This is a genomic window from Stenotrophomonas sp. Nf1, from assembly GCF_003028475.1.
In the GTDB taxonomy this organism is placed as follows: domain Bacteria; phylum Pseudomonadota; class Gammaproteobacteria; order Xanthomonadales; family Xanthomonadaceae; genus Stenotrophomonas.
The window spans coordinates 29,369-50,794 of sequence record NZ_PYTV01000001.1 but is presented as its reverse complement, the minus strand read 5'-3'; the positions used below and the strand labels follow the sequence as shown (position 1 = coordinate 50,794).

At 66.3% G+C, this 21,426-nt stretch carries 23 protein-coding genes and 1 riboswitch; of the genes, 11 read left to right on the top strand and 12 right to left on the bottom strand.

Features of this window, described 5'->3' with window-relative positions; genetic code table 11:
- Positions 1-4: 4 nt before the first annotated feature.
- Both C9412_RS00230 and C9412_RS00225 read left to right on the top strand, forming a co-directional pair.
- On the top strand, positions 5-613 hold the full coding sequence (locus C9412_RS00230) for a metal-dependent hydrolase (RefSeq protein ID WP_107229845.1): 609 nt from the start codon (positions 5-7) through the stop codon (positions 611-613).
- Entirely contained in the window at positions 610-1,995 is a 1,386-nt protein-coding gene (locus C9412_RS00225) for an FAD-linked oxidase C-terminal domain-containing protein (protein ID WP_107229844.1), read from the top strand. Before C9412_RS00230 ends, C9412_RS00225 begins: the two co-directional genes overlap by 4 nt.
- 211 nt (positions 1,996-2,206) lie before the next feature.
- On the opposite strand, the gene C9412_RS00220 is transcribed toward C9412_RS00225, so the two are convergent.
- The gene (locus C9412_RS00220; RefSeq protein ID WP_107229843.1) at positions 2,207-2,956 is read right to left on the bottom strand and encodes an Imm52 family immunity protein; all 750 of its coding nucleotides are present in this window, start codon (positions 2,954-2,956) and stop codon (positions 2,207-2,209) included.
- Positions 2,953-3,753 (bottom strand): Tox-REase-5 domain-containing protein, encoded by an 801-nt coding sequence (locus tag C9412_RS00215; protein WP_107229842.1) that lies wholly within the window; start codon positions 3,751-3,753, stop codon positions 2,953-2,955. Before C9412_RS00215 ends, C9412_RS00220 begins: the two co-directional genes overlap by 4 nt.
- Before the next feature lie 616 nt (positions 3,754-4,369).
- Here C9412_RS00215 and C9412_RS00210 point away from each other — a divergent pair.
- The gene (locus tag C9412_RS00210) at positions 4,370-4,783 is read left to right on the top strand and encodes a hypothetical protein (protein ID WP_107229841.1); all 414 of its coding nucleotides are present in this window, start codon (positions 4,370-4,372) and stop codon (positions 4,781-4,783) included.
- Positions 4,784-4,891: 108 nt separating this feature from the next.
- Here the strand turns inward: C9412_RS00210 and C9412_RS00205 are convergent, their stop codons facing one another.
- From C9412_RS00205 to C9412_RS00195, 3 genes are read right to left on the bottom strand one after another with little or no spacing between them, the layout of a single operon-like run.
- Positions 4,892-5,908 (bottom strand): fimbrial protein, encoded by a 1,017-nt coding sequence (locus tag C9412_RS00205; protein ID WP_107229840.1) that lies wholly within the window; start codon positions 5,906-5,908, stop codon positions 4,892-4,894.
- 53 nt (positions 5,909-5,961) lie between these two features.
- Positions 5,962-6,483, bottom strand: coding sequence for a fimbrial protein (locus C9412_RS00200; protein ID WP_107229839.1), 522 nt, complete (start codon positions 6,481-6,483; stop codon positions 5,962-5,964).
- Between the two features lie 28 nt (positions 6,484-6,511).
- Positions 6,512-9,055 (bottom strand): fimbria/pilus outer membrane usher protein, encoded by a 2,544-nt coding sequence (locus C9412_RS00195; RefSeq protein WP_107229838.1) that lies wholly within the window; start codon positions 9,053-9,055, stop codon positions 6,512-6,514.
- Positions 9,056-9,445: 390 nt separating this feature from the next.
- On the opposite strand from C9412_RS00195, the gene C9412_RS00190 reads away from it, so the two are divergent.
- From C9412_RS00190 to C9412_RS00180, 3 genes are all read left to right on the top strand, one after another.
- A complete protein-coding gene (locus tag C9412_RS00190) occupies positions 9,446-9,955 on the top strand; it encodes a fimbrial protein (RefSeq protein ID WP_181358651.1) in 510 nt (169 codons plus the stop codon).
- A 63-nt stretch (positions 9,956-10,018) separates the two neighbouring features.
- On the top strand, positions 10,019-10,729 hold the full coding sequence (locus C9412_RS00185) for a fimbria/pilus periplasmic chaperone (RefSeq protein ID WP_107229836.1): 711 nt from the start codon (positions 10,019-10,021) through the stop codon (positions 10,727-10,729).
- Between the two features lie 54 nt (positions 10,730-10,783).
- Positions 10,784-11,155, top strand: a complete 372-nt coding sequence (locus C9412_RS00180) for a DUF805 domain-containing protein (protein WP_107229835.1) — start codon at positions 10,784-10,786, stop codon at positions 11,153-11,155.
- Between the two features lie 176 nt (positions 11,156-11,331).
- On the opposite strand, the gene thiL is transcribed toward C9412_RS00180, so the two are convergent.
- The 5 genes from thiL to C9412_RS00155 form a co-directional block, all read right to left on the bottom strand.
- The gene (thiL, locus tag C9412_RS00175) at positions 11,332-12,294 is read right to left on the bottom strand and encodes a thiamine-phosphate kinase (protein WP_107229834.1); all 963 of its coding nucleotides are present in this window, start codon (positions 12,292-12,294) and stop codon (positions 11,332-11,334) included.
- 122 nt (positions 12,295-12,416) lie between these two features.
- Positions 12,417-12,896 carry a transcription antitermination factor NusB gene (nusB, locus tag C9412_RS00170; RefSeq protein ID WP_107229833.1) on the bottom strand — a complete coding sequence of 160 codons (480 nt, stop codon included), beginning with the start codon at positions 12,894-12,896 and terminating at the stop codon, positions 12,417-12,419.
- Positions 12,893-13,360, bottom strand: a complete 468-nt coding sequence (gene ribH / locus C9412_RS00165; RefSeq protein WP_107229832.1) for a 6,7-dimethyl-8-ribityllumazine synthase — start codon at positions 13,358-13,360, stop codon at positions 12,893-12,895. Before ribH ends, nusB begins: the two co-directional genes overlap by 4 nt.
- A 159-nt stretch (positions 13,361-13,519) precedes the next feature.
- Entirely contained in the window at positions 13,520-14,620 is a 1,101-nt protein-coding gene (gene ribB, locus C9412_RS00160) for a 3,4-dihydroxy-2-butanone-4-phosphate synthase (RefSeq protein WP_107229831.1), read from the bottom strand.
- Positions 14,617-15,243: a riboflavin synthase gene (locus C9412_RS00155; protein WP_107229830.1), complete on the bottom strand. Its 627-nt coding sequence runs from the start codon at positions 15,241-15,243 to the stop codon at positions 14,617-14,619. Before C9412_RS00155 ends, ribB begins: the two co-directional genes overlap by 4 nt.
- A 77-nt stretch (positions 15,244-15,320) precedes the next feature.
- A riboswitch (FMN riboswitch) is annotated at positions 15,321-15,465 on the bottom strand.
- Between the two features lie 235 nt (positions 15,466-15,700).
- Between C9412_RS00155 and C9412_RS00150 the strand changes: the two genes are divergently transcribed.
- The 5 genes from C9412_RS00150 (at position 15,701) to C9412_RS00130 (ending at position 19,539) form a co-directional block, all read left to right on the top strand.
- Positions 15,701-16,324: an outer membrane beta-barrel protein gene (locus tag C9412_RS00150; RefSeq protein ID WP_107229829.1), complete on the top strand. Its 624-nt coding sequence runs from the start codon at positions 15,701-15,703 to the stop codon at positions 16,322-16,324.
- Positions 16,325-16,472: 148 nt separating this feature from the next.
- Positions 16,473-17,357, top strand: a complete 885-nt coding sequence (locus tag C9412_RS00145) for a hypothetical protein (RefSeq protein ID WP_107229828.1) — start codon at positions 16,473-16,475, stop codon at positions 17,355-17,357.
- 236 nt (positions 17,358-17,593) lie between these two features.
- A complete protein-coding gene (locus tag C9412_RS00140) occupies positions 17,594-18,133 on the top strand; it encodes a hypothetical protein (RefSeq protein WP_107229827.1) in 540 nt (179 codons plus the stop codon).
- Between the two features lie 162 nt (positions 18,134-18,295).
- The gene (locus C9412_RS00135; RefSeq protein WP_146161732.1) at positions 18,296-19,003 is read left to right on the top strand and encodes a hypothetical protein; all 708 of its coding nucleotides are present in this window, start codon (positions 18,296-18,298) and stop codon (positions 19,001-19,003) included.
- Complete coding sequence (locus C9412_RS00130) at positions 19,000-19,539, top strand: TonB family protein (RefSeq protein ID WP_107229825.1); 540 nt, start codon at positions 19,000-19,002, stop codon at positions 19,537-19,539. Before C9412_RS00135 ends, C9412_RS00130 begins: the two co-directional genes overlap by 4 nt.
- Before the next feature lie 123 nt (positions 19,540-19,662).
- Here C9412_RS00130 and ribD read toward each other — a convergent pair whose 3' ends face one another.
- Both ribD and nrdR read right to left on the bottom strand, forming a co-directional pair.
- Entirely contained in the window at positions 19,663-20,748 is a 1,086-nt protein-coding gene (gene ribD, locus C9412_RS00125) for a bifunctional diaminohydroxyphosphoribosylaminopyrimidine deaminase/5-amino-6-(5-phosphoribosylamino)uracil reductase RibD (protein ID WP_107229824.1), read from the bottom strand.
- Between the two features lie 120 nt (positions 20,749-20,868).
- On the bottom strand, positions 20,869-21,390 hold the full coding sequence (gene nrdR / locus C9412_RS00120) for a transcriptional regulator NrdR (RefSeq protein ID WP_004143350.1): 522 nt from the start codon (positions 21,388-21,390) through the stop codon (positions 20,869-20,871).
- Positions 21,391-21,426: the final 36 nt, after the last annotated feature.

The following is a 21,426-nucleotide window of genomic DNA, read 5'->3' as shown; positions in this document are numbered from 1 at the left end:
ACTGATGCCGTCGATCATCACCCATGCCGCTGTGCCGCTGGCGCTGTGGTGCGCCGCGGATCGTGGCCGCATTCCTGGGTGGCTGCTGGCTGCGGGTGTGGCCGCAGCGATGCTGCCCGATGCCGATGTGCTGGCGTTCGCACTGCACATTCCCTATGCCGATGCGTTCGGCCATCGCGGGGCCAGCCATTCGCTGTTGTTTGCCTGCCTGCTCGCCGCGTTGGCGGCGTTGTTTGCATTCTTTGGTAGGCGCCGACCTTGGTCGGCGTATGTGTGCCAACCAAGGTTGGCACCCACCACGGTGCGGTCAACGATGGCGTCCACCCTACAGGCGGCGGTATTCGTCTTCATCTGCGCCGCCAGCCATCCCCTGCTCGATGCGATGACCTCCGGCGGGCTCGGCGTTGCCCTGGCCTGGCCGTGGAGCGAACAGCGCTTCTTCGCACCGTGGCGACCGATCCGCGTCTCTCCGTTCGCCCCGCAGTTCTTCAGCGCGCGCGGCATCGCCACCCTGCTCTCTGAACTGCGCTGGGTCTGGTTGCCGCTGGCCGGCGCCGTTGTTGCCTGGAAGCTCATTCAACCCGCTCCTGCTGCCCCACGAGATCCCTCATGAGTACTGCCCTGCCCGCCGCATTGATTGCCGAACTGTCTGCCCTGCTGGGCGCGGAGGGCTGGCGCATGGATGACAACGCACTGGAGGCGAACGCGCAGGACAACTCGTGGCGTCATCAACGCCCTGCCGCCGTCGCGCTGCCCGCCAATATCGAACAGGTGCAGGCACTGGTGCGCGCCTGCCGTGCCCATCACGTAGCGCTGGTCGCGCGCGGCGCGGGCACCGGCACCACCGGTGCTGCCGTGCCCTTGCCGGGCAGCATCGTGCTGTCGTTCACCCGCATGGACCGCATCGTCGAGATCCGTGCCGGCGACCGCTGCGCCGTGGTGCAGCCGGGCGTGCTCAATGGAACCCTGCAGCAGGCGCTGGCGCCACACGGTCTGTTCTGGGCACCGGACCCGTCCAGCGCGGAGATCTGCAGCGTGGGCGGCAACCTGGCCTGCAACGCCGGCGGCCCGCGCGCGGTGAAGTACGGCACCAGCCGAGACAACGTGCTCGGCCTGGTGGCGGTGACCGGCACCGGCGAGGTGATCCGCTGCGGAGGTGCCTACACCAAGGATTCCACCGGCTACGACCTCACCCACCTGCTGGTAGGCAGCGAAGGCACGCTGGCGCTGATCGTGGAAGCCACCCTCAAGCTCACCCCGCTGCCGGTCAGCCAGGCCGGCCTGCGCGTGCTGTACCGCGATGCCGATGCCGCCGCCGCCGCAGTGTCACGCCTGATGTCGCAGCCGGTGGTGCCTACGCGCCTGGAGTTCATGGATGCGCGCAGCCTGGAGCTGCTGCGCTTGAACGGCGCTGAAGTACCCGAGGCCGGCGCGATGCTGCTGGTCGAAGCCGATGGCGACCACGACACCCTGCCCTACCTGCTGCAGGCATTGGCCAGCGCCGCCGAAGGCGACGGCATGATCGAACTGGACGTGGCGATGGAAGGCCGCGCGCGCGACCAGCTGTGGGCCGCACGCAAGGCCTTGTCGCCGGCACTGCGCACCGTCGCGCCCGGCAAGATCAATGAAGACGTGGTGGTGCCGGTGTCGCGCATTCCGGAGCTGGTGGCCGGAGTACAGGCGTTGGCACGCGAGTACACGCTCACCATCGTCACCTTCGGTCATGCCGGCAACGGCAACCTGCACGTCAACATTCTTTACCACCCGGACGATGCCGACGAGAACGCACGCGCGCACGCCGCGTTGCCGAAGATCTTCGAACTGACGCTGGCGCTGGGTGGCACGTTGTCTGGCGAACACGGCATTGGCTTGGCCAAGCGCGATTTCATGGCGCAGGCGTTCAGCCCGGCCACGTTGGCCACGATGCGCGCGATCAAGTCCGCGCTGGACCCGGATGGGATTCTCAACCCGGGCAAAGTGCTGCCGCCGACGTAGTGCGTGATTGATCGGGGTCAGATCCCATCGCAACGGCGATGGGCTCTGACCCCAACATGCGCGACCACCGCGCTGTAGAGCCGAGCCCATGCTCGGCTGCTCTCCGTTCAGATCGCGAAGAGCGCCGCGCTGCACGCGCTGAGCCGAGCATCGGCTCGGCTCTACAGAGGTGCTTTCGGTAGAGCCGAGCCCACGCTCGGCTGCTCTCCGCTCAGCCCTTGAGGTTCGGGTCCGTCACCGGCAACAGATCGTAGCTGGCGAGATCCATTTCGACGCGATGAACCTTGTCCACCTGTGCGTCGTCGCAGGGGTTGAACATCCCTGGCACCGAGACGATGACCGTACCCAGGCCATCGACCGGATGCACGGCGTGTGCGTCGCGAATCTGCGCGTGAGTGATCTGCGCTGGCACAAAGCCCATCCAGCCGAAGAACCGCCGATGCTGATACAGACGCCGATCCAGCTGATAATCGATCAAGCCCTTCTCTGACGACCTCGCCTTGACGTCCGTCGCTGCGAAGACAGGGTTCACCACTCTCACCATCTCCATCAATGCGTTGAGCATAAGGGAGGGTGTCGATGCGCCAAATGGCTCGATTCCCTCCAGGCTGAAGCAGTTGAAACCCGTTGTCGGATCCAGTTCGAGCACCACTACCCCTGGCTTACGCCAGTCGCGGTCGTTGTCGACGTTGGCAAGGCACAAAGAAGCGCCAAGTCCGGGATAGTCGCCAGATCGTCTTCGACTCTGCTCAATTGCTTCCTTCATCCGACCCGTAAGTGCGTCGGTGTCTTCCAGAGATATGGCCTTCGCTGAGGGATCTGAGGGAAGCGCATACCAGCGTTTCATTAGGGGATGCTGCTGTGCCAGATGATGGGCCAGGTTCCTGGCCAGGTGCACGACGTCCTCAGGCGATCGCGCGACAGGCGTCGTCCAGAGGGCGGTTTGAGCACTCAGAATCATCTTTCTTCTCCAGGAAAAGGCTCGTATCTGCAGAGCAGAGGATCGATACCGCCGATGGAGACGGCCGCTGCCATGGTGCGACGTTGCATGAAGCACCAGATAAGCTTGCCTTGCGATCCAGCAATCGCAATGGCGCTGCGCTGCCTGACGATCTGCCTTCGCCATGGCACAAATATTCCTGACCGTACGAATGTGTACTTGGCTCGCCCATCTTCATCGAAGAAGTGGTCGTACCTGGCCTTCGCTTCCACCACCGTGCAATCCCGCAACCAGAAGCCATCAAACTCGCAGGCCTTGAAATGCCACTCCTGTACGGTGCGCGAAAACCCATCGCGTTCGAGGGAATCAAACAGGGGATCTACCGAGAACAATCGCCGCTCAGGATCTGCCTTGTCGGCAACCATGAAACCAAAGCGCAACGGCGCCGAGCGCAGGTTGGCGATGTAAAGCTGGTACTCGTAGTTGATCAAGTTGCGTTGGCTGACATAGCGCGGGGTGATGGGCGGGCCAATGAACCCCTCCTTCAGCAGGCATTCGTTGCACGCGGTCTCGTCGGGCATCTCCGAACAGTCGACCTCCCGCGCCCTCACCTTCGGCTCGGTGCGCGCATCGGGCTTGGCGTCTCCCCGCACGCGCTGCCAGACACCTCCCAGCGTATCGCGCACGCCGTCGATCACATCACCCGTAGTGGGACCGCCGTAGGGATCAATGGGCCTGCCCTCCTCATCCACAGCACCACTGTCGCCACCCACGCCCGGCCCAAGCCAGGGCCTCGGTCCAATGATTCTGGTACCCATGCTCGCTCCTTGACGTAACGCCCTTGCCAGCGCGCCATCGTTCCGCACGGGCTTCGGCCTGAAGCTAGCAAGACTTCAGTGCGCGTGCACTGCACTGCGGTGTGTATTGAGCTGTGGGAATGCCCGACGCGTAGCGGCTACTGGCATCCGACTATGCAGATTGCGACAGTACGCGCCAATGCCGCAATGGTGGAGGGGTCAGAGCCCATTGCCATGGCAATGGGATCCGACCCCATGTTCTGACGCATTCGCCTCACTCTGCACCGCTACTTCTCACGCGCATGCAGATTGCAACAGTTTTGAATTTGAAACTATTCTCATTGGTACAGCAGCATCTTCGTGCGCATGATGTATGCGCCACCGACAACGGGTGGCACGGGCTTCCAATCCCGTTAGGTTGATATGTTGTTTACGCTTGCCTGCCGGCGTCACCGACCTCCCTCGTGCCAGGGTGGCGTCGGCAGGCATTCTGTCCGCGAATCTTTGGCGGGCGGTGCGTGGGGGCTTCGTGCCCGCCGGCGTTTCTTCATCAACCTCCGGTATTGGAACCACGCACCGTCCGCCACCCTCGCTGTTAAGCGGGGTGGCCCCTTGCCTCGCATTCAAGGACGCCGCCATGACCCATCCCACCTACCCGCACCTGTTCGCCACCCTCGGCGACGCCGCCACGCGCTTGCCTGATGACCTGGCTCGCACGCTGGAACGTACATTCGAAGCGCTTCAGGAAGGTCAGCCACCAGGCAGCATCACGCTACTGGCCTGCCTGCAGCATATCCGCCAGGGCGATGCCGCCGATGGTCGGCCGTGGCCGGGCAACGGTCGGACGCCCGGGCAACGGCTGGCCCTGGCACGCATCGACCGCGCCAATGCCGGGTTGACGTTCCTGCTGGAGCTGCTGCATGCCACCGAACGCGTGCGCGTGGATGGTGAGGCAAGCCAGGAGATGGGCGACGGTGCGCGCGAGGGTCTGCTGCTGGCCTGCCGGGGGCTCACCGAGTATGTGGATGTGCAGTTGCACACCGCAATGTAAAGCCGAGCGCATGCTCGGCTGCTGTCCGACGATGTAGCGCGCACTGCGCGCGCAAGCCGCGCATGGCTCGCCTCTACGACAAGCGGTGGCCAGGGCGCAGCGCCTCGGTCAGCGGTAGGTAGCGGTAATGATGGCCTGGCCTTCCACCACGCCGGGCGAATAGCTGCCCGCTTCACGGTAATAGCGGGCAGCCAGCGGCACATCCTGGGCGCCACTGGCGCTCTGCGGCAGTGTCCATGCCTGCCCCAACGTAACCGGAACGCCAGCGCGCAGCAGCTCCACCCGTATGCCCTCGGCCGTGGCCTGGGGCGTAGGGAACAGGCGGCTGCCGGTGTTGGAAGACTGCATCGCGTCGGTGAGCATCAGGTCTACCCGGAACTCGCCATTGCAATGCATGACGACGTTGAAATCCTTCTCGGCCGCGGTACTGCCCGCATTCGGCAGGTCGCCCAGGTAGGCGTCATCCAGAGCGACAGGCAGGTCCGCCAACGTGCAGGTCTTGGTCCGCAGGTTGGCAGTAACGTTGTAATCATCCACTTTCACCAGCGAGGGAAACCCCGGCGAGACGTAGGTGATCGTGCCCAGCACGGTGGTGGGTAGCGACTCTGCCTGGCCCCCGCGTGAAATCGTGGCCACCCGCACCCATGACCAGCGGCCGACGCCTGATATCCCATCGCCAGGGAAGTGCAGCGTCGTACGGACATCGAACGGCAGAAATCGAGTGACTCCCGACCCCCCGGAGGCCGCGTACTGGAACACCAGCAACGGAGTCCGCGGCCGCCCTCTCACACCGAATGCCGGGTAGGACTCTCCGTCCACCACAACATCGCGCACATACTCCAGGTCCGGCATGGCTGCAGTTACATCGACCGGCGTGATGCCGCTGCAGCCATGCAGGAAGTTCGCGTTTCCGGTGTGTCGCCAGGTGCTGACCACCACATCGGGATCGGTGTCGTCCCAGGTCTGGATGGTGATGCTGGTGGTGTTCCCCGGCTCAACGGACGTGCATGCCTGTGCGCTGGCGAGCGCCGAAAGCATCAGCCCCCCCGCCTGCAGGCAATGGCGAAGCGTCGCCCGCCCGTGGGCGGGCCGGCGGCGCCAAACGTGTTGGATGGGCAGCGTCATGTTGAGGTTCCCTTCGAAATTGGTCGCGGCATCGGCCTGGCAGCGGCAATGCGTTACTTGTAGTCGGCTGTAACCGTGATCTGGGTACTGACCGCGCCAGCACTCATCAGCGTGCCGCTCTTGCGGTAGTAGCCTGCGCGCAGATCCAGCGTGGCACTGCTTGCACCGGCTACGGTTACGCTCTTGCTGTCGCCGTTGCGAAGGTAGGTCGTACCTGCGGTTCCATCGAGCAGGGCCACAGCCACCCCGCTGGCCGCATCGGTGCTGGCGCTGTTCTGCCAGTGATTGTCCTGGGTGGCATCACCGGTGCCATCAAAGCTCAGGTCGATGCTGCTGACACCCACACAACCGGTGAAGCTCAACGCGCCGGGCTTCAAGCCGCTGGCCTGCCCCAGGCTGACGTCGGCAGCTTCGATGTCATCCAGCGTAATGGTGGCGTTGGCCATCGTGCAGGTGCCGGGCAACACGCGACCACTGACGGTGATGGTGGCGGTGTCGGCCAACGCTGCCGGGATGACGGCCAGCCCGGCGAGGGCCAAGGCGCAGACGGTGATACGGGGAAGAGGGATGTTCATGGGGACTCCGGATGAAGGCGAAGAAGTTCTACGGCAAGGAGCCGGTGGCGATCGGCGTCGGTGCATCCATCGCCAGCCGGTGTAGTGCCAACGGCAGGCAGCGCACCTGTGCCCAGTACTGGCCATGCGCATCGGGCTGGGCGGGAATCTGGTAGTCGAGCTGGCAGCGGGCGTCCTCGCCCATCTGCACGATCAGCTGGCCAACCGGCTGTGCGGCGCGCAGCACGATCACTCCGCCCTGCCCCACATGACCGGCAGCACGCCCATCGGCATGGCGGACCGGCACACCAAAGGGCAACGGCCTGCCGTCGGCATCGCTGGCGTCGATCAACAGCGTGCGTTCGTTGCGCGCAGCAAAGTTCACCTGCACGATGCTGCCGGCGGTGGGCGCCACGCGCTGCGAACTCTGCTCCACTTCAACCTCCAGTGGCAGCACTGCGGTATCCAGCTCGACGCGGTTCCAGCGGTAGGGGCTGGTATAGGGCAGCACCGCATAGCCGTTGTGCGCCACCGTCACCTTGCGCCCGTTGCCCACGCGTGCACCTTCGGCGCCCTTGGCCTGCACCAACGCGAAGCTCTCGCCCAGGGGGGGGCCAAGGTTCATCCCGCCGCCATGCACCACCCAGCTGCCGGAGGCGCCGAGGTTGCTGCTGCTCTGACCGTTGGAACGGGTGTAACCGCCGCTGAGATCTGCGTGGGTGCCCTGGTAGGTGGCGTAGACGTTGTATCCGTCGCTGCCCTGGCCGGCGCTGGCCGACAGGTTGTAGGTGAAGCGGCGATCCTCACCCAGCGCGCCGTTCACGCCCAGCTGGCGCTGGGTGCCGGCATCGCTGTGGTTGAGGCCGCTGCTCAGGCGCGGCGCGGCGGCAGCGCGCCCCAGCGGCACGCTCAACTGGAAAGACAGCCGCGTATCCGGCTGGCCGCCGGCGGTACGGTAGCGGGTGGCCGAGACACTGTAGTTGGCCGCACGCACGCTGCTGTGGAAGCCCAGCTGCAGGTCGCGGTGTGTACCGGCGCGGTTCCAGTAGGCCACCTGCCCACCGTTCAGATAGACCTGGCTGCGTTGGCCGACACGCTGCGAGAAGTTCACCTGGAAGCGCTCGCGTGTGCGCATCAACTGATCGGGCGGCAGTTGCCACGCATCATGCGCCAGGCGCGCCACGTCGGTCAGGGTCAGATAGCCCGCGGTGCTGTAACGATAGGCCGCCAGACCGACGTTGGTGCCGGTGCGGACAACGCTGCGCTGGAAGTTCACCCGGTAGCTGTTGCCGGTCTGCTGCGCACCCTGCGGCAGGCGTGCGCGGGCATGGGTGATATCGGCACCGATGGCGCCAAAGGGCGTGTTGAACGCAGCGCCCAGCAGCCCCGATTGGAAATCGTCGGCCACCTGCACGCCGCCCAGCAGGGTGACGTGGTTGCTGAGGCCGCGCGCATAGGTGGCTTCAGCAAAGCGCAGTTGATCCTGTGCAAGACCGGTATCGCGCAGTGCGCCTGCGGTCACGCTGAAGCGCTGGTTCCCCTCGCGCAGCGCCTGCGGTACGGCCGAGAACGAGACGGTGAAGCGCTCTTCACGGCCATCCACTTCGGTCACCGTGACATCCAGGTCACCGCCGCCGCTGGTGGGATACAGATCGTCGATGACGAACGGGCCAGGAGCCACCGCGGTTTCATACAGCACCCCGCCGTTCTGGCGTACGGTGACCTTGGCATTGCTCTGCGCGATGCCGCGCACCACTGGGGCGTACCCGCGCAGTGAATCGGGCAGCATGCGTTCGTCGGTGGCCACGCGCGCACCGGTGAAGGCCACACTGTCGAACAGCTCGCCGCCGGTGTTGCCCTGGCCGAGCTGCAGCTGGCTGTTCCAGTGCGGCAGGTCACGCTGCAGGTAGCTGCTGAGCACGTTGGTGTGCGTGCCGCGCTGGCTGTGACTGATGGAACTGCGATGGCGCAGGCGCCAGGCACCGACGTTGATGCCTGCGTTCAAGCCCAGATAGGCGCTGGTGTTCCCGTTGCTGGCATAACGGCTGGCGCTGTAATCGACGAAGCCTGCCGTTATCCCGGAATCGCGCTGATCAGGGGCGACGAAGCCGCGCGCCTGACGCATCAGTGCGGCCTGCGGCAGTGAAATCTCCAGTTGCAGTCGGCTGTCGTCATGGACAACCGCTGCTCCGTCGATCAGCGCGGGAAGGTCGATGCAGTCCGGATCGGTGGCCCGGTCGATCGCCTGGCGTGCGCTGTCGGCCAGGCCGATCTGGTCCACCAGGGCTCGGACCAGGCACGGTCGAGCCACATGCGGAACATCGGAGGCGACAAACTGGATCTGATGCTGGCCCAGCGACTGGCCATTGACGAGTAGATCCAGTGCGTACAGACCAGGATCGATGGGGTTGCCATGGCTGAACCGGGAAAGGTCGGCACCGCCCACGCCCGCGGCAAAGCCTTCGCTGAATTCCACCTCGCCACCGGTGCGCGCCTGCACCTGCGGCACCGTGGCCCCCAGTGCCAGGAGCGTGCCGATGGCTGCGGCCAATGCGGCGGGAGCACTTGAAGGGGCGGGATTGAGGGGAGTCATGACGGCCCGCATCGGTGAGCGCACTGCGCGGGGAAAGAAGCCCGCTGGAGGCGACGCAGACTAGGCGTGTTGCCCACTGCCATCCATACAACTTGTTGCAAGCCGCAGTTGCTGATCGGCAGAACGCAGGCGTGGCGCATCTGCGCAGTGACCGGCGCATTCGGCTTGCAACAAGTTGTATGGAATCGTTTGCCCACCGCGACGAGGATGTGCACCGTCCAGTCGCGCAGCCGATCCGTCGTGCCTGTCGCCCCCACCGCAGGCCGACACAGGTGCAGCAAGCGTGAGCCGCTGGATGGCCACCTGTCGACATGCAGCTTCCCGCCTTCCTGCGGCGAATGCTGCGTTGCCACTGGCAACTTCCTTCCATCATCAAGAGAGCATTACCGCATGAACCGCATCACTTCTTCGTTGGCCATCGCGCTGGCCGCCACTGTGGCTGCGCCGGCTGCCTTTGCTGCCGACCTGACCATCTCCGGTGAGATTGTCGAATCCACCTGCACGGCCGACATTGCCGGCGACGTGGACGTGGACATGGGCAAGATGGATCTGGTGGAGCTGAATGCCAACGATCGCATCGGCCGCCGCGATCTGGACGTCACGCTCGCCTGCCCGGGCTCCGGCGCAGCACAGGAACTGGCCGTTCGTTTCAGTGGCGTGGCCAACACCGACGGCAGCCTGGCACTGACGGCGGCCAGTTCCGCCGTGGGCGTGGGCTACAAGATCTATGACGATGCCGATGCGCAGCTGCGCATCAACACTGCACCGACCCGCTTCGTGAACGTGCCGGCCGACGGCAGCGAAGTGCTCAAGCACAGTGTGTGGTTCAGCAAGACCGACGCCGCTGCGCAGGCAGGCACTGCCAATGCCACCGCGCAGATGGACATCGTCTACAAGTAAGTGGGTTGCCTTGCCACCCAGGGATGGGTGGCACTTTTCCCTTTCCTCTCAGCGAGCGAGCCGATGAAACCCCATACACGCTTTGCGCTGCTGGCCCTGCTGGTGGCACTGGCCGCACCCGTATCGGCGGCCGTCACGCTGCAGGGCACCCGCGTTGTCTACGACGGTGCCAAGGGCGCGGTGATTGTCACCGCATCCAACCGTGGCCAGAAGGTCGCGCTGGCCCAGGTCTGGCTCGACGATGGCGACATCCACGCCAAGGCGGGCAGCCAGAAGGTACCCTTCGTGGTCACCCCGACCACGCGTCGCATCGAGGCCGGACGCAGCCAGGCCTATCGACTGACCTACGCGCCGATGGCCGGCACCACCCTGCCGCAGCAGCGCGAATCGCTGCTGTACTTCAATCTGCTGGACATTCCGCCGAAGCCGGAAGCGATGGAAGGCCGCAACGTGCTGCAGTTCGCCATGCGTACGCGGGTGAAGCTGTTCTATCGGCCGGCCGGGCTGGCCGGGCGTGCGGGCGACGCCGCCAACGCGCTGGTGTGGACCCGCGATGGCGACGCGTTGCAGGTACTCAACCCAAGCGCGTACCACGTGACCTTCAGCCGGGTAACGCTGCCGGATGGCCGTGCCGTGGAGGCAGACATGGTGGCGCCAGGCATGCAGCTGCGACTGCCATTGCCGCAGGGCGCTGCGGTCCCCACCGCAATCCGCTTCCAGTGGCTGGATGACTATGGCACCCCGCGCGATGCCGAAGCACGCGTGCAGCTGTGATGCTCCCCTGCGGGCAGTACCGACCCCTATTTCCCGATACCGAGAAACAAGAACATGCATAAGATGATGATTCCCCTGAAGCGCTTCACGCAGTTCAACGGCCGCGCCAGCCGCGGTGAGTTCTGGTGGTTCCAGCTGTTCATCGTGATCATTTCGATCCCGTCCTACATCCTGAGCTTCATCGCCGGCTACACGGGTTCGCAGAGCCTTGCACTGGTTTCGACCGGCTTGAGCCTGGTGACGTGGCTGGCGGTGATCGTTCCGATGATTGCGGTGACGGTGCGCCGGCTGCACGATACTGACCGTTCGGGCTGGTGGTACCTGCTGGCGCTGGTGCCGTTCGCCGGCCTGGCGGTGCTGGTGTTCATGCTGCTGCCCGGCACGCCGGGTGACAACCGGTTCGGCTCGCCGGTGCCGCACGTATAAGCGATTACGCCGGGCAATGCCCGGCGTTTTCATTTGTCGCGCCTCCGCTTGGGTAGGTGTCGACCTTGGTCGACACGGAAGTGCCAACCAAGGCTGGCACCTACCATGGCAACGCGATGACGCCAGGCTGGGGTCAGAGCCCTTTGCGTTGCAAAGGGATCTGGCCCCGTCGTGCTTCAGGCGAAATGCTGGTAACCGCCGTCGGCGGCTTCACCATCCACGTGCACGCCCTGCCCTTCGGCGATGCGGCCGATACGCGTCAGCGGCAGGTCCAGTGATTCGGCCAGGTAATGCAGCGCGTCGCGCTGGTCGGCGGCAGCGGTGAAACACAGCTCGTAATCGTCGCCACCACGCAGTGCGCATTCTCGGGCGGCTTCGCGGCCCAACAACTCACGCAGCGCATTCGAAATCGGCAACAGATCGGCATCGACATGCGCGGCCACCGCGCTGCGCGTGGCGATATGGCCCAGATCGGCCAGCAGGCCGTCGGACACATCCACCGCCGCATGCGCGAACGCACGCAGGCGCAGGCCGAGAGTGACGCGCGGGGTCGGCCGCAGCAGGCGCAGGCGCAGGCTTTCGTAATCGGCCAGCAGCGTGGCAGTGGCCACGTTCAATGCCCCCTGCTGCCACAGGCGCAGCGCGCCAGCGGCATCACCCAGCGTGCCGCTGACCCATATGTCGTCGCCCACCTGCGCGCGGTCGCGACGCAGTGCCTGGCCACGACCGACCTGGCCCATTGCCGTGACCGACAGCGACAGCGGGCCGCGCGTAGTGTCGCCACCGATCAGCGCGATGTCGTGCTGGTCGGCCAGTGCGAAGAAGCCGTCGGCAAAGGCTTCGATCCAGTCTTCGGTAGCGTCCGGCAGTGACAGCGCCAGCGTGCACCACGCCGGGCGTGCACCCATCGCGGCCAGATCGGAAAGGTTGACCGCCAGGGTCTTCCAGCCGATGTCGAAGGCCGGCGTTTCCGCCGGAAAATGCACGCCGCTGTTGAGCGTATCGGCGGTGACCACCAGCTGTTCGTTCGGGCGCGGCTGCAGCAGCGCCGCATCATCGCCGATGCCGAGCAGTATGTCGTCGCGCTCGAGGGTGCGGGCGCGGATGCGGTCGATGAGGGCGAATTCGGCCAGGGACATGGGGCGCTCCCGCGGTTATGCATGCCGCGCAATGCGCGGTGGGCGGTAGTGCCGGCCGCTGGCCGGCAACCTCGGGTTCCCCGCAGCTGCCGGCCAGCGGCCGGCACTACCACAGGTATGGGTCAGTGACCCGATTCGACCTTGCGCCATTCCACGGCGGCACGATCCAGCACGCCGTTGACGTAGGTGTGGCCGTGCTCGGAACCAAAGCGCTTGGCCGATTCGATCGCTTCGTTGATCACCACGCGGTACGGCACGTCCAGGCGGTAGCGCAGCTCGTACGTCGCCAGGCGCAGCACGGCACGTTCGATCGCGTCCACTTCCTCGATGCCACGGTCCAGGTACGGGGCCAGCGCTTCGTCGATGTCGCGACGATTGTCGAGCACGCCATGCAGCAGCGCCTCGAAATACGCCAGGTCGGCGATTTCGCGGGCCTGCTCGTGGGCGAACTGGGCGATCAGCGACTGCGCGTTGCCGCCGGAGATCTGCCAGGCGTAGATGGCCTGCACGGCACGACGGCGGGCGCGCGAGCGCAGCACCGGATCGACGCCATCGCGGCGGACGGGTTTACCGGAGGGCTTGCCCTGGGTGTTCTTGTTCATGGCAGCTGCTCCAGAAGATTGACCATTTCCAATGCGGCGAGTGCGACTTCCTCGCCCTTGTTGCCGTGGCTGCCACCTGCGCGGGCCTCGGCGTCTTCAACGCGTTCCACCGCCAGCACGCCGTTCAGCACCGGCACGCCGAAATCCAGCTGCACGCGCATCAGGCCTTCGGCGCAGCGGTCAGCCACGTGTTCGTAGTGGCGGGTGTCGCCACGGATCACGCAGCCCAGGGTGAGGATGGCGGCGTGTTCGTGGGCGGCGGCCAGGCGCGCGGCGACCAGCGGCAGTTCCCAGGCACCCGGCACGCGGATCACGTCGATGTTGGCTTCGGTGATGCCGTTGCCCGCCAGGCTCTGGCGGGCGCCAGCAACCAGCGTATCGGTGATGCGGGCGTTCCAGCGGCTGGCCAGGATGGCAAAGCGCGCCGTCTCGGGGGTGCGAAGATCGCCTTCGTAGTGGCTCATATGCGGCTTGGGGGACTCGATAAGGGGGTAATTCTAGCGTGGATGGGCCCCGGGGGCGTGCCGACCAACGGTCGGCACCCACCAAGGGGACATCGGTAGTGCCGACCCACGGTCGGCACCCACCATGGGTGCCGACCGTGGGTCGGCACGCCGAGGAGGTTACGGGGTGACCGTCTCCACCACTTCCAGGCCATACCCGGCCAGGCCGATCTGGCGGCGCGGGGTACCCAGCACGCGCAGCTTGCCCAGACCCAGGTCGGACAGGATCTGCGCGCCGGCACCGTTGCGGCGCCACTGGCTCACATCCTTGTCCTTGCCCGGCACCACCGGCGCCGGCTGCTGGCGCAGGCGGGCCAGCAGCGCTTCGCCGTCGCGCGGGGCCTGCAGCACCACCATCACCCCAGCGCCTTCAGCAGCGATCGCGCGCAGGGCATCGGTGGCAGCCACGCCGAAATCATCGCGGCGCCAGTGCAGCAGGTCGGCCAGCGGGTTTTCCACCTGCACCCGCACCAGGGTCGGGGTAGCGGCATCCGGGGTGCCACGCACCAGCGCGAAATGCAGGTCGTGGGCGATGCGGTCGCGGTAGGTGACCAGCTTGAACGGGCCGAATTCGGTGTCGATCTCGCGCTCATCGACGCGCTCGACCGTCTTTTCGGTGGCCAGGCGGTAGGCGATCAGATCGGCGATGGAACCCATTTTCAGGCCATGCTCGCGCGCGAACACTTCCAGTTCCGGGCGGCGCGCCATGCTGCCGTCCGGGTTCAGGATCTCCACCAGCACGCCGGCCGGTTCCAGCCCGGCCAGCATGGCCAGGTCCACGCCGGCCTCGGTGTGGCCGGCGCGGGTCAGCACGCCGCCCGGCTGGGCGATCAGCGGGAAGATATGGCCCGGCTGGTGCAGATCGGCCGGCTTGGCGTTGGGCTTCACCGCGGTGCGGATGGTGTGCGCACGGTCATGCGCGGAGATGCCCGTGGTCACGCCCTCGGCGGCCTCGATGCTGACGGTGAAGTTGGTCTGGAACTGCGCGGTATTGGCCTGCACCATCGGCGCCAGGCCCAGATCGGCCGCGCGCGTGCGGGTGAGCGGCAGGCACACCAGGCCACGGCCGTGGGTGACCATGAAATTGATGTCCGACGGCTTGACCAGCTCGGCGGCCATGATCAGGTCGCCTTCGTTCTCGCGGTCTTCGTCATCGACGATGACGACCATGCGGCCCTGGCGGATGTCTTCCAGGATCTCGGGAATGGGGGCGAAGTTCATGCGACATCTCCCTGTAGGTGCTGACCGTTGGTCGGCACACTGATAAGCCGCTCCACGTACCGAGCGACCAGGTCGATTTCAAGATTGACGGCGCTGCCCACGCCCGTGGCGGAGAACGCGGTGTTGGCCACCGTGTGGGGAATCAGGGCGACTTCAAAGCCTTCGTCATCCACTTCGTTGACGGTGAGGCTGACCCCGTCCACGCAGATCGAGCCCTTCCTGGCGATGTAGCGGCGCAGCGCGGCGGGCGCGGCGAAGCGCCAGCGCTGGGCACGGGCATCTTCGTGAATGGACAGCACCTGGCCGAGGCCGTCGACATGGCCGCTGACCAGATGGCCGCCGAGGCGGTCGGTCGGGCGCATGGCGCGTTCCAGGTTGATGACCGCACCCTCGGCCAGCTGACCAAGCGTGGTCAGGCCGAGCGTCTCGGTGGAGGCATCGGCCTGGAAGCTGCTGGCGTCGAACGCGATGACGGTGAGGCAGACACCGTTGATGGCGATGCTCTCGCCCATCTGCACGTGGTCGAACGGCAGGTTGCCGACGTTGAAGGTGAAGCGGACATCGCCGCCGATGGCTTCGCGTGCGGCCAGACGGCCGACGCCTTCGATGATTCCAGTAAACAAGAAACGTTCTCCGCGGAAAGTGAGCGAAAAACGCCGCAAGGCAAACAGGCGGGCGCAGGGCCGCAAAGGCCCTGTGGCACCGTCTTCTTTCATCCGGACTATACCGTCGGCTCCGGCATTGGACCGGATCTGCTGACCCCCGGCCGTAGACCGGGGCGCTCGCGGGCTCGTGCTTGCGCACCTACCGCCGGTGGGGAATCGCACCCCGCCCTGAAGACGTTTGTGTACCGGCGAACCGGCCTGCGTAGTGTAGCAGCCCGGCCTGAACGGGGTGCCCGGGGTCAGAGCCCATTGCGCAGCAATGGGCTCTGACCCCGATCACGCCGACCACGGCCTGTGACGGCCGTCTCTCGCAATTTGTAAAACTTTCATTAAACTTGGCGCCGGTCGACATGACGTCGCCACGGGCTGCCGCCACGGCGCGCCCGCCAAAGGACTGAAAACCACAGGAATTTCGATGCGCAAGATCCTGATCGCCGCTGCCTTGCTGGCCGCTTCCCCGCTGGCCGCCGCTGCTGAGGGCCTGAGCTACACCTACGTCGAAGGCGGCTGGACCCAGGCCCGCACCGATGACAGCGACTTCAACGACCCGAAGATCGACGGTGGCTACGTGCGCGGTTCGTTCGCGCTGGCCGAGCAGGTGCATGTGTTCGGTGGCTGGTCCTACGCCTCCAATTCCTACGACTACGCCTACGGCTCCTACAAGTTGAAGATGAGCCAGCCGGAGCTGGGCCTGGGCTACCACATGCCCTGGACCGACCGTCTGGACTTCACCGCCGACGTCGCCTGGCTGCGCCAGCAGTCCGAGATCACGGTGCATTCGGACTTCTACGGCCGCCTGCGTGGCAAGGACCACACCAACCTGGCCCGCGCCACCCTGGGCCTGCGCGGCAAGCCGTCGCCGAAGACCGAAGCCTGGGCCAAGGCCGGCTACATGGATGGCGGCAACCACTTCGAAGGCACCTGGGTCGGCACCGTCGGCGGCCAGATCAACTTCACCCGGACCTGGGGTCTGGTCGGCGAAATCTCCGGCTACCGCGACGTCACCCAGTACTCCGCCGGCGTCCGCGCCAGCTTCTGATTGCTCGATCCTCGTCGTGCGATCGAACGGGCCCCGCAAGGGGCCCGTTTTTTTTGGCTCGAACGCACCCGCATCCGATCACTGCGCACCATCGAAAACACCGGCAGATGCGCTAGGCTTGCGCGCCTCTGGAACAGGAATTCCCGCCATGAACACCCCCCTCCGCACGCTGCTGGCCAGCGCCCTGCTGTGCAGCCCGCTGCTGGCCGGCGCTGCATCGGCCCAGCTGAGCCCCGAACAGGCCTTCGACCTGTACGCACGCGCCCTGCTGGAAGACGACGCAGCCGCGACCCGCGCCCTCAACGATGCGCTGAAGCCGGCCTTCGAGGGCCAGGACGCACTGACCCCGACCCCGGGCGCGCTGGCCAAGGCGCTGGCCGAGCCGTGGCAGACGGTGCTGGCCAGTACCGGCGCAAAGGCCGATGCCGCTGCGGCCGAAGCGCTGTATGCCAAGGCGCTGCGTGATTCGAAGTGCCGCGCCACCAAAGGCGTGATCGAAGACAACGAGTACCTGGAAGACCAGAAGCTGGCACGCATCAGCTTCACCTGCCAGGTGCCCGACCTGGCCAAGGTGCGCCCGCTGTTCGCCGCCAGCCTGGCCGCCGACGCCACCCCGGCCGTGCGCACGCAGTTCACCCAGGCCTATACCCAGGCCTTGCAGAGCAGCGTGCGCGTGCCGGTCAGCGGCACCTTCACCCTGTACCCGGCCAAGGACAACGGTTACTGGTACAGCGGCAATTTCGATGACCTGGTGGGCACCGTGACCGGTGCGCTGGCGCCGTTCGAAGAGTGGATGCAGGACGCACAGGCGGCCACCGCGCCGAAGGTGACCGGCGTGCCCGGCTGCGACCTGCTGTTGCAGCAGCACCGCGCCTGCGTGGCGAAGATCGCGCCGGAGCAGATCAGCGGCGTGGACGCGATGGCCGAGGAACTGAAGGCCAAGGCGCAGGTGCAGTCGGCCGAGGAGATGACGCAGGAGTGCAAGGCGCTGCGCCCGATCGCCGAGATGATGTGGACCGACGCCTGCGCGTAACACCGCAGCGTTGAAACAATCGGGCCGGCAGTCATGCTGCTGGCCACGGTTGCGGCACCAGCCGACAGCGATTCGCACGCGGCCGATCGCAGCGCGGGTCGACGCCCCTCTGCCGTTCCTGGAATGGAACGGGCACCTGTCCTCGCCTCTTCGCGGAGTACCCACTGCTGTCACGCCTGCTGTTTGCCCTGCTGTTTGCCCTGCTGTTCGTCGCGACCTCCGTTGCGGCGCAACCATTGCCGCTGACCCCGGAGCAGAGTTTCGACCTGCTCGCCCGCTTCATGCTGGAAGGTGATGCCGATGCCGCGGCGCAGGTCGCTGCACTGACCGGCGCACCGGTGCAGGGCGAACGCTGGGAGGATGCGGTGGACAGGATCGTGATCGGCGATGCGCCCGCCGACAGCGCGCGCGTCCAGGCAGGCCGCGAGCTTTCGCGTCAGGTGGCGATTGCGCTGCGACAGACCCACTGCCGCAGTACCGGCAGTGAACGCCATGATGGCGATGGACTGCAGATCGCAATCGTGGCGTACACCTGCCAAATGCCCGACTACGCGAGCGTAGGGGACGGAGCAGCGACCGGCAGCCAGGACGACGCGCACGACGACGGCGACCTGGGCCGGGTTCGCCAGGTGATCGCTGCGCTGCATGCGGCCCCCAGGCGCGCCCATGCCGACCGTGTGATCCTGGCCCGCCTCGGCGACGATGATGCCTGGGTCGCGCAGGACCTGCCACCGATGCACCAGTGGATCCAGCGGCTGCTGATGTTGCCGGAGTGAAGCAGCCGCCGGGCCGGCGCTCAGGCACGCACCCTTACCTGTACGGGTTCAGGTAGAGGGCCGGACAGGCAACGCGCCCTGGATGAACCGACGCCTGCCATCGAGCATCGGCCACAGCGCAATTTCGGACGAGTTGCATGGCCAGCGGCGCCGCACCGCTGAATGCTTGGGGGCCCCCTCCCCCTGCCATGCCCGCTCATGTACACGCCTGCCCTCACCCTGTTGTTGTGCGCGCCCTTCGCCTGCGCGGCGGCAACGCCTGCCGCACTGTCACTGGAAGCCACCTTCGATGCCCATGCGCGCATCATCACCCAGAACGATGAGGCCGCCAGAGCGGCACTTCGTGGCAGCCTGCGTGGCGCAGATCCGGAGGAGTATCCGGAGATCGCCGGCATCGTCGATTCGCTGTACGCCTTCGAGCACCTGGCGACGGGGTTCGACGACGCCGCTGCCACGGCCATCCGCACGCGGCAGCAATCCATCCAGTGCCGGGCCGACCGCATCACCGAAGATGCAACGTCCACGCACGGCAGCGTCGACTACCACTGCGTGTTTCCCGATGTTTCCATCGCCTTCGAGGCCTATCGCGACCATCTGGCGCGGTCCCGCGACCGCGCGCAGAGAGCCGGAGCGCTCAGATCGTTCCTGGCGATCTACGCCGCCACCCTGCGCGATGCACCGGATGCGCGGTTCACCGCACGCGCGGAATTTTCCCGTGTCGGCGGCAACGGTCCCTGGGCCAGTGCCGATATGTTGCAGGTTGGTGTGAAGCTGCTGGAGGCGCTGATGCCGTTTTCCGACTGGGACGAACGCATCGAAGCAGACGCGCGTAACGCCAGTGAGGGCGGCCGCGCAGGTGACGACCAATGAGCCTGCGTACAACAACACTTATGTTGGCCACGCTGGGTCTGGGTGCGTGCGCTCCCACCACCGTCCCCGATACGGCACCGGCATCGACCGCCAGCCGCCTGCAGCCGCAGGAAACACGCTGCAACGACGATGATGATGTAGTGACCTGCCTGCGGCGCTTCGCATCGCCGATACCGAAGTCCTTCACCGCGCGCTTCGACTGCAGCGCGTTCACCGAGCGCAGCGACAAGGTGATGATCGAGCGCAGCACGCACGCCGCGCGCCAGGTGCGCTTTCCGGCGCGGGCGCGCGAGAGCGGCAGCGTGCGCCTGCGGATGCAGGTCGATGACAGCGGGCGCCTGATCAATACGCGCGTGCTTGAATCCAGCGGCAACGTCCTGCTGGAGGCGGCCGCAATGGAGGCCGCGCAGGACTGGTGCTATCTGCCGGCGCGCAAGGACGGCCGTGATGTGGGCGGCGAGGTCGACGCGTCGTTCAACTTCGAGGTGATCGGCTGGTCCGCGCGCGACGGAGCGACGCAACGGGCAGCGCCATGACCACGCGGCCATCATGGACCGGTGGGTGAAACGTCGCCGGTGCTCGAGGCCGGGCAAATCTGCGACCTGGAACAGCACCCGCCGCGCATGGCCCAGCGCTACCGGAACAGGGCTGCGGCGCGGCTATGGCCGCAGCAGCAGCCGCAGGTCCTCACCCACCTGGCGCTGATCGACCACGCGCAGGCGGCGCTGCTGGCCCATCGCTTCGATGCCCAGCCCTGCCAGCAACGGGCGGCCGGTTTCGCCGAGCAGGATCGGCGCCTGGTACAGCAGCAGCTCGTCCACCCAGCCGCCGCGCAGCAGCGCGCCGGCCAGCGTGGCGCCAGCTTCGGTGTGCACTTCGTTGATGCCACGCTCGGCCAGCAGGGCCAGCACCGCGCCCAGGTCGAGGCGACCGTGGCGGGTGGTGACGCTGGCGAACGCCGCATCCGCGGCATCCGGGGGGCTGACCACGGCGTTGTGCAGGTACAGCGTCGGCGCCCCGCCCTCGCGCACGCGGCTGCATTCCAGCGAACGCAGGCGTGCGTCGAGCACCACGCGCAGCGGTGGCAGCACGTCGGTATCGGGCAGACGCACGGTGAGCATCGGGTCGTCGGCGATCACGGTATCGGCGCCGGTCAGGATCGCGCCGGCGCGCGCGCGCCAGTGCTGGACATCCTCACGCGCGGCCGCGCCGGTGATCCACTTGGAGGTGCCGTCGGCCATCGCGGTGCGGCCATCGAGACTGGCGGCCAGCTTCACCCGCAGCCAGGGGCGGTTGCGCTCCACGCGCGACAGGAAGCCCTTGTTGAGCTCGCGCGCCTGTGCGGCCATCAGCCCCTCGCTGACCTCGATGCCCGCCTCGCGCAGCAGATCGAAACCACCGCCATCGACTTTCGGGAACGGGTCGCGCAGTGCCGCAACCACGCGCGACACGCCGGCCTCGATCAACGCCAGTGCGCACGGCGGCGTGCGCCCGTAGTGCGCGCAGGGCTCCAGGGTGACGTAGGCGGTAGCGCCGCGTGCCTCGCTGCCGGCTTCACGCAAGGCAAAAACTTCGGCGTGCGGGCCACCGGCGCGCTGGTGCCAACCCTGCCCGACCACGCGCTCGCCATGGGCGATCACGCAGCCGACCATCGGGTTGGGGCGGGTGGTATAGGCACCGCGCTCGGCCAGGCGCAGCGCATTGGCCATGTGCAGGTGATCGAGAACGGAGAACGATGTGCTCATGCGGCCATGGTAGCGCCGTTGGTGTGGATCCATGCCATCATTGCCAACCAACGGTTGGCACCCACCCGTGGATGCGGCCATCGGTGCCAACCAAGGTTGGCAGCTACCCAGGCAAGGGCGTCAGCCCTTCTTTTTCTTGGTCAGGGCAATCACATCGCCCAGCAGCTGCAGCTGTTCGGTGCTCGACGGCAGATCGCGCTCGAGCTTCTCGATCTCTTCGCGGAAATCGGCCACGTCCTCGAAGCTGCGGTACACCGATGCGAAGCGCACGTAGCCGACATGATCGAGCTTGCGCAGTTCGTTCATCACGAACTCGCCGACCTTGATCGAGGGCACTTCTCGCTCGCCGCTGATGCGCAGCTGATGCACGACTGCGCGCACCGCCGCTTCAATCTTGTCTTCGGCCACCGCGCGCTTCTGCAGCGCGCGATCGAAGCCGGCACGCACCTTGCGCTGGTCGAACGCTTCGCGGGTGCCATCGCTCTTGACGATGGCCGGCAGTTTCAGCTCGACCGTTTCCATGGTGCTGAAACGCTCGCCGCACGCTTCGCATTCACGCCGACGGCGAATCGTCGCGCCGTCTTCGGAGACGCGCGAGTCGATGACCCGGGTATCGGCATGTTGGCAGAAGGGGCAGTGCATGGAACGCCTGGCTCAGGGGACAACCTAATTGCCACG

Excerpts from the sequence above, each read along its gene's own strand:
- nrdR (WP_004143350.1), bottom strand. The coding sequence starts at position 21,390 with ATGCACTGCCCCTTCTGCCAACATGCCGATACCCGGGTCATCGACTCG.
- C9412_RS00210 (WP_107229841.1), top strand. The coding sequence starts at position 4,370 with ATGACCCATCCCACCTACCCGCACCTGTTCGCCACCCTCGGCGACGCC.
- ribB (WP_107229831.1), bottom strand. The coding sequence starts at position 14,620 with ATGAACTTCGCCCCCATTCCCGAGATCCTGGAAGACATCCGCCAGGGC.
- thiL (WP_107229834.1), bottom strand. The coding sequence starts at position 12,294 with ATGTCCCTGGCCGAATTCGCCCTCATCGACCGCATCCGCGCCCGCACC.
- C9412_RS00230 (WP_107229845.1), top strand. The coding sequence starts at position 5 with ATGCCGTCGATCATCACCCATGCCGCTGTGCCGCTGGCGCTGTGGTGC.
- C9412_RS00150 (WP_107229829.1), top strand. The coding sequence starts at position 15,701 with ATGCGCAAGATCCTGATCGCCGCTGCCTTGCTGGCCGCTTCCCCGCTG.
- C9412_RS00185 (WP_107229836.1), top strand. The coding sequence starts at position 10,019 with ATGAAACCCCATACACGCTTTGCGCTGCTGGCCCTGCTGGTGGCACTG.
- C9412_RS00225 (WP_107229844.1), top strand. The coding sequence starts at position 610 with ATGAGTACTGCCCTGCCCGCCGCATTGATTGCCGAACTGTCTGCCCTG.
- C9412_RS00200 (WP_107229839.1), bottom strand. The coding sequence starts at position 6,483 with ATGAACATCCCTCTTCCCCGTATCACCGTCTGCGCCTTGGCCCTCGCC.
- C9412_RS00180 (WP_107229835.1), top strand. The coding sequence starts at position 10,784 with ATGCATAAGATGATGATTCCCCTGAAGCGCTTCACGCAGTTCAACGGC.
- C9412_RS00190 (WP_181358651.1), top strand. The coding sequence starts at position 9,446 with ATGAACCGCATCACTTCTTCGTTGGCCATCGCGCTGGCCGCCACTGTG.
- ribH (WP_107229832.1), bottom strand. The coding sequence starts at position 13,360 with ATGAGCCACTACGAAGGCGATCTTCGCACCCCCGAGACGGCGCGCTTT.
- C9412_RS00130 (WP_107229825.1), top strand. The coding sequence starts at position 19,000 with ATGAGCCTGCGTACAACAACACTTATGTTGGCCACGCTGGGTCTGGGT.
- nusB (WP_107229833.1), bottom strand. The coding sequence starts at position 12,896 with ATGAACAAGAACACCCAGGGCAAGCCCTCCGGTAAACCCGTCCGCCGC.
- C9412_RS00145 (WP_107229828.1), top strand. The coding sequence starts at position 16,473 with ATGAACACCCCCCTCCGCACGCTGCTGGCCAGCGCCCTGCTGTGCAGC.
- ribD (WP_107229824.1), bottom strand. The coding sequence starts at position 20,748 with ATGAGCACATCGTTCTCCGTTCTCGATCACCTGCACATGGCCAATGCG.
- C9412_RS00215 (WP_107229842.1), bottom strand. The coding sequence starts at position 3,753 with ATGGGTACCAGAATCATTGGACCGAGGCCCTGGCTTGGGCCGGGCGTG.
- C9412_RS00135 (WP_146161732.1), top strand. The coding sequence starts at position 18,296 with ATGCTTGGGGGCCCCCTCCCCCTGCCATGCCCGCTCATGTACACGCCT.
- C9412_RS00205 (WP_107229840.1), bottom strand. The coding sequence starts at position 5,908 with ATGACGCTGCCCATCCAACACGTTTGGCGCCGCCGGCCCGCCCACGGG.
- C9412_RS00220 (WP_107229843.1), bottom strand. The coding sequence starts at position 2,956 with ATGATTCTGAGTGCTCAAACCGCCCTCTGGACGACGCCTGTCGCGCGA.
- C9412_RS00195 (WP_107229838.1), bottom strand. The coding sequence starts at position 9,055 with ATGACTCCCCTCAATCCCGCCCCTTCAAGTGCTCCCGCCGCATTGGCC.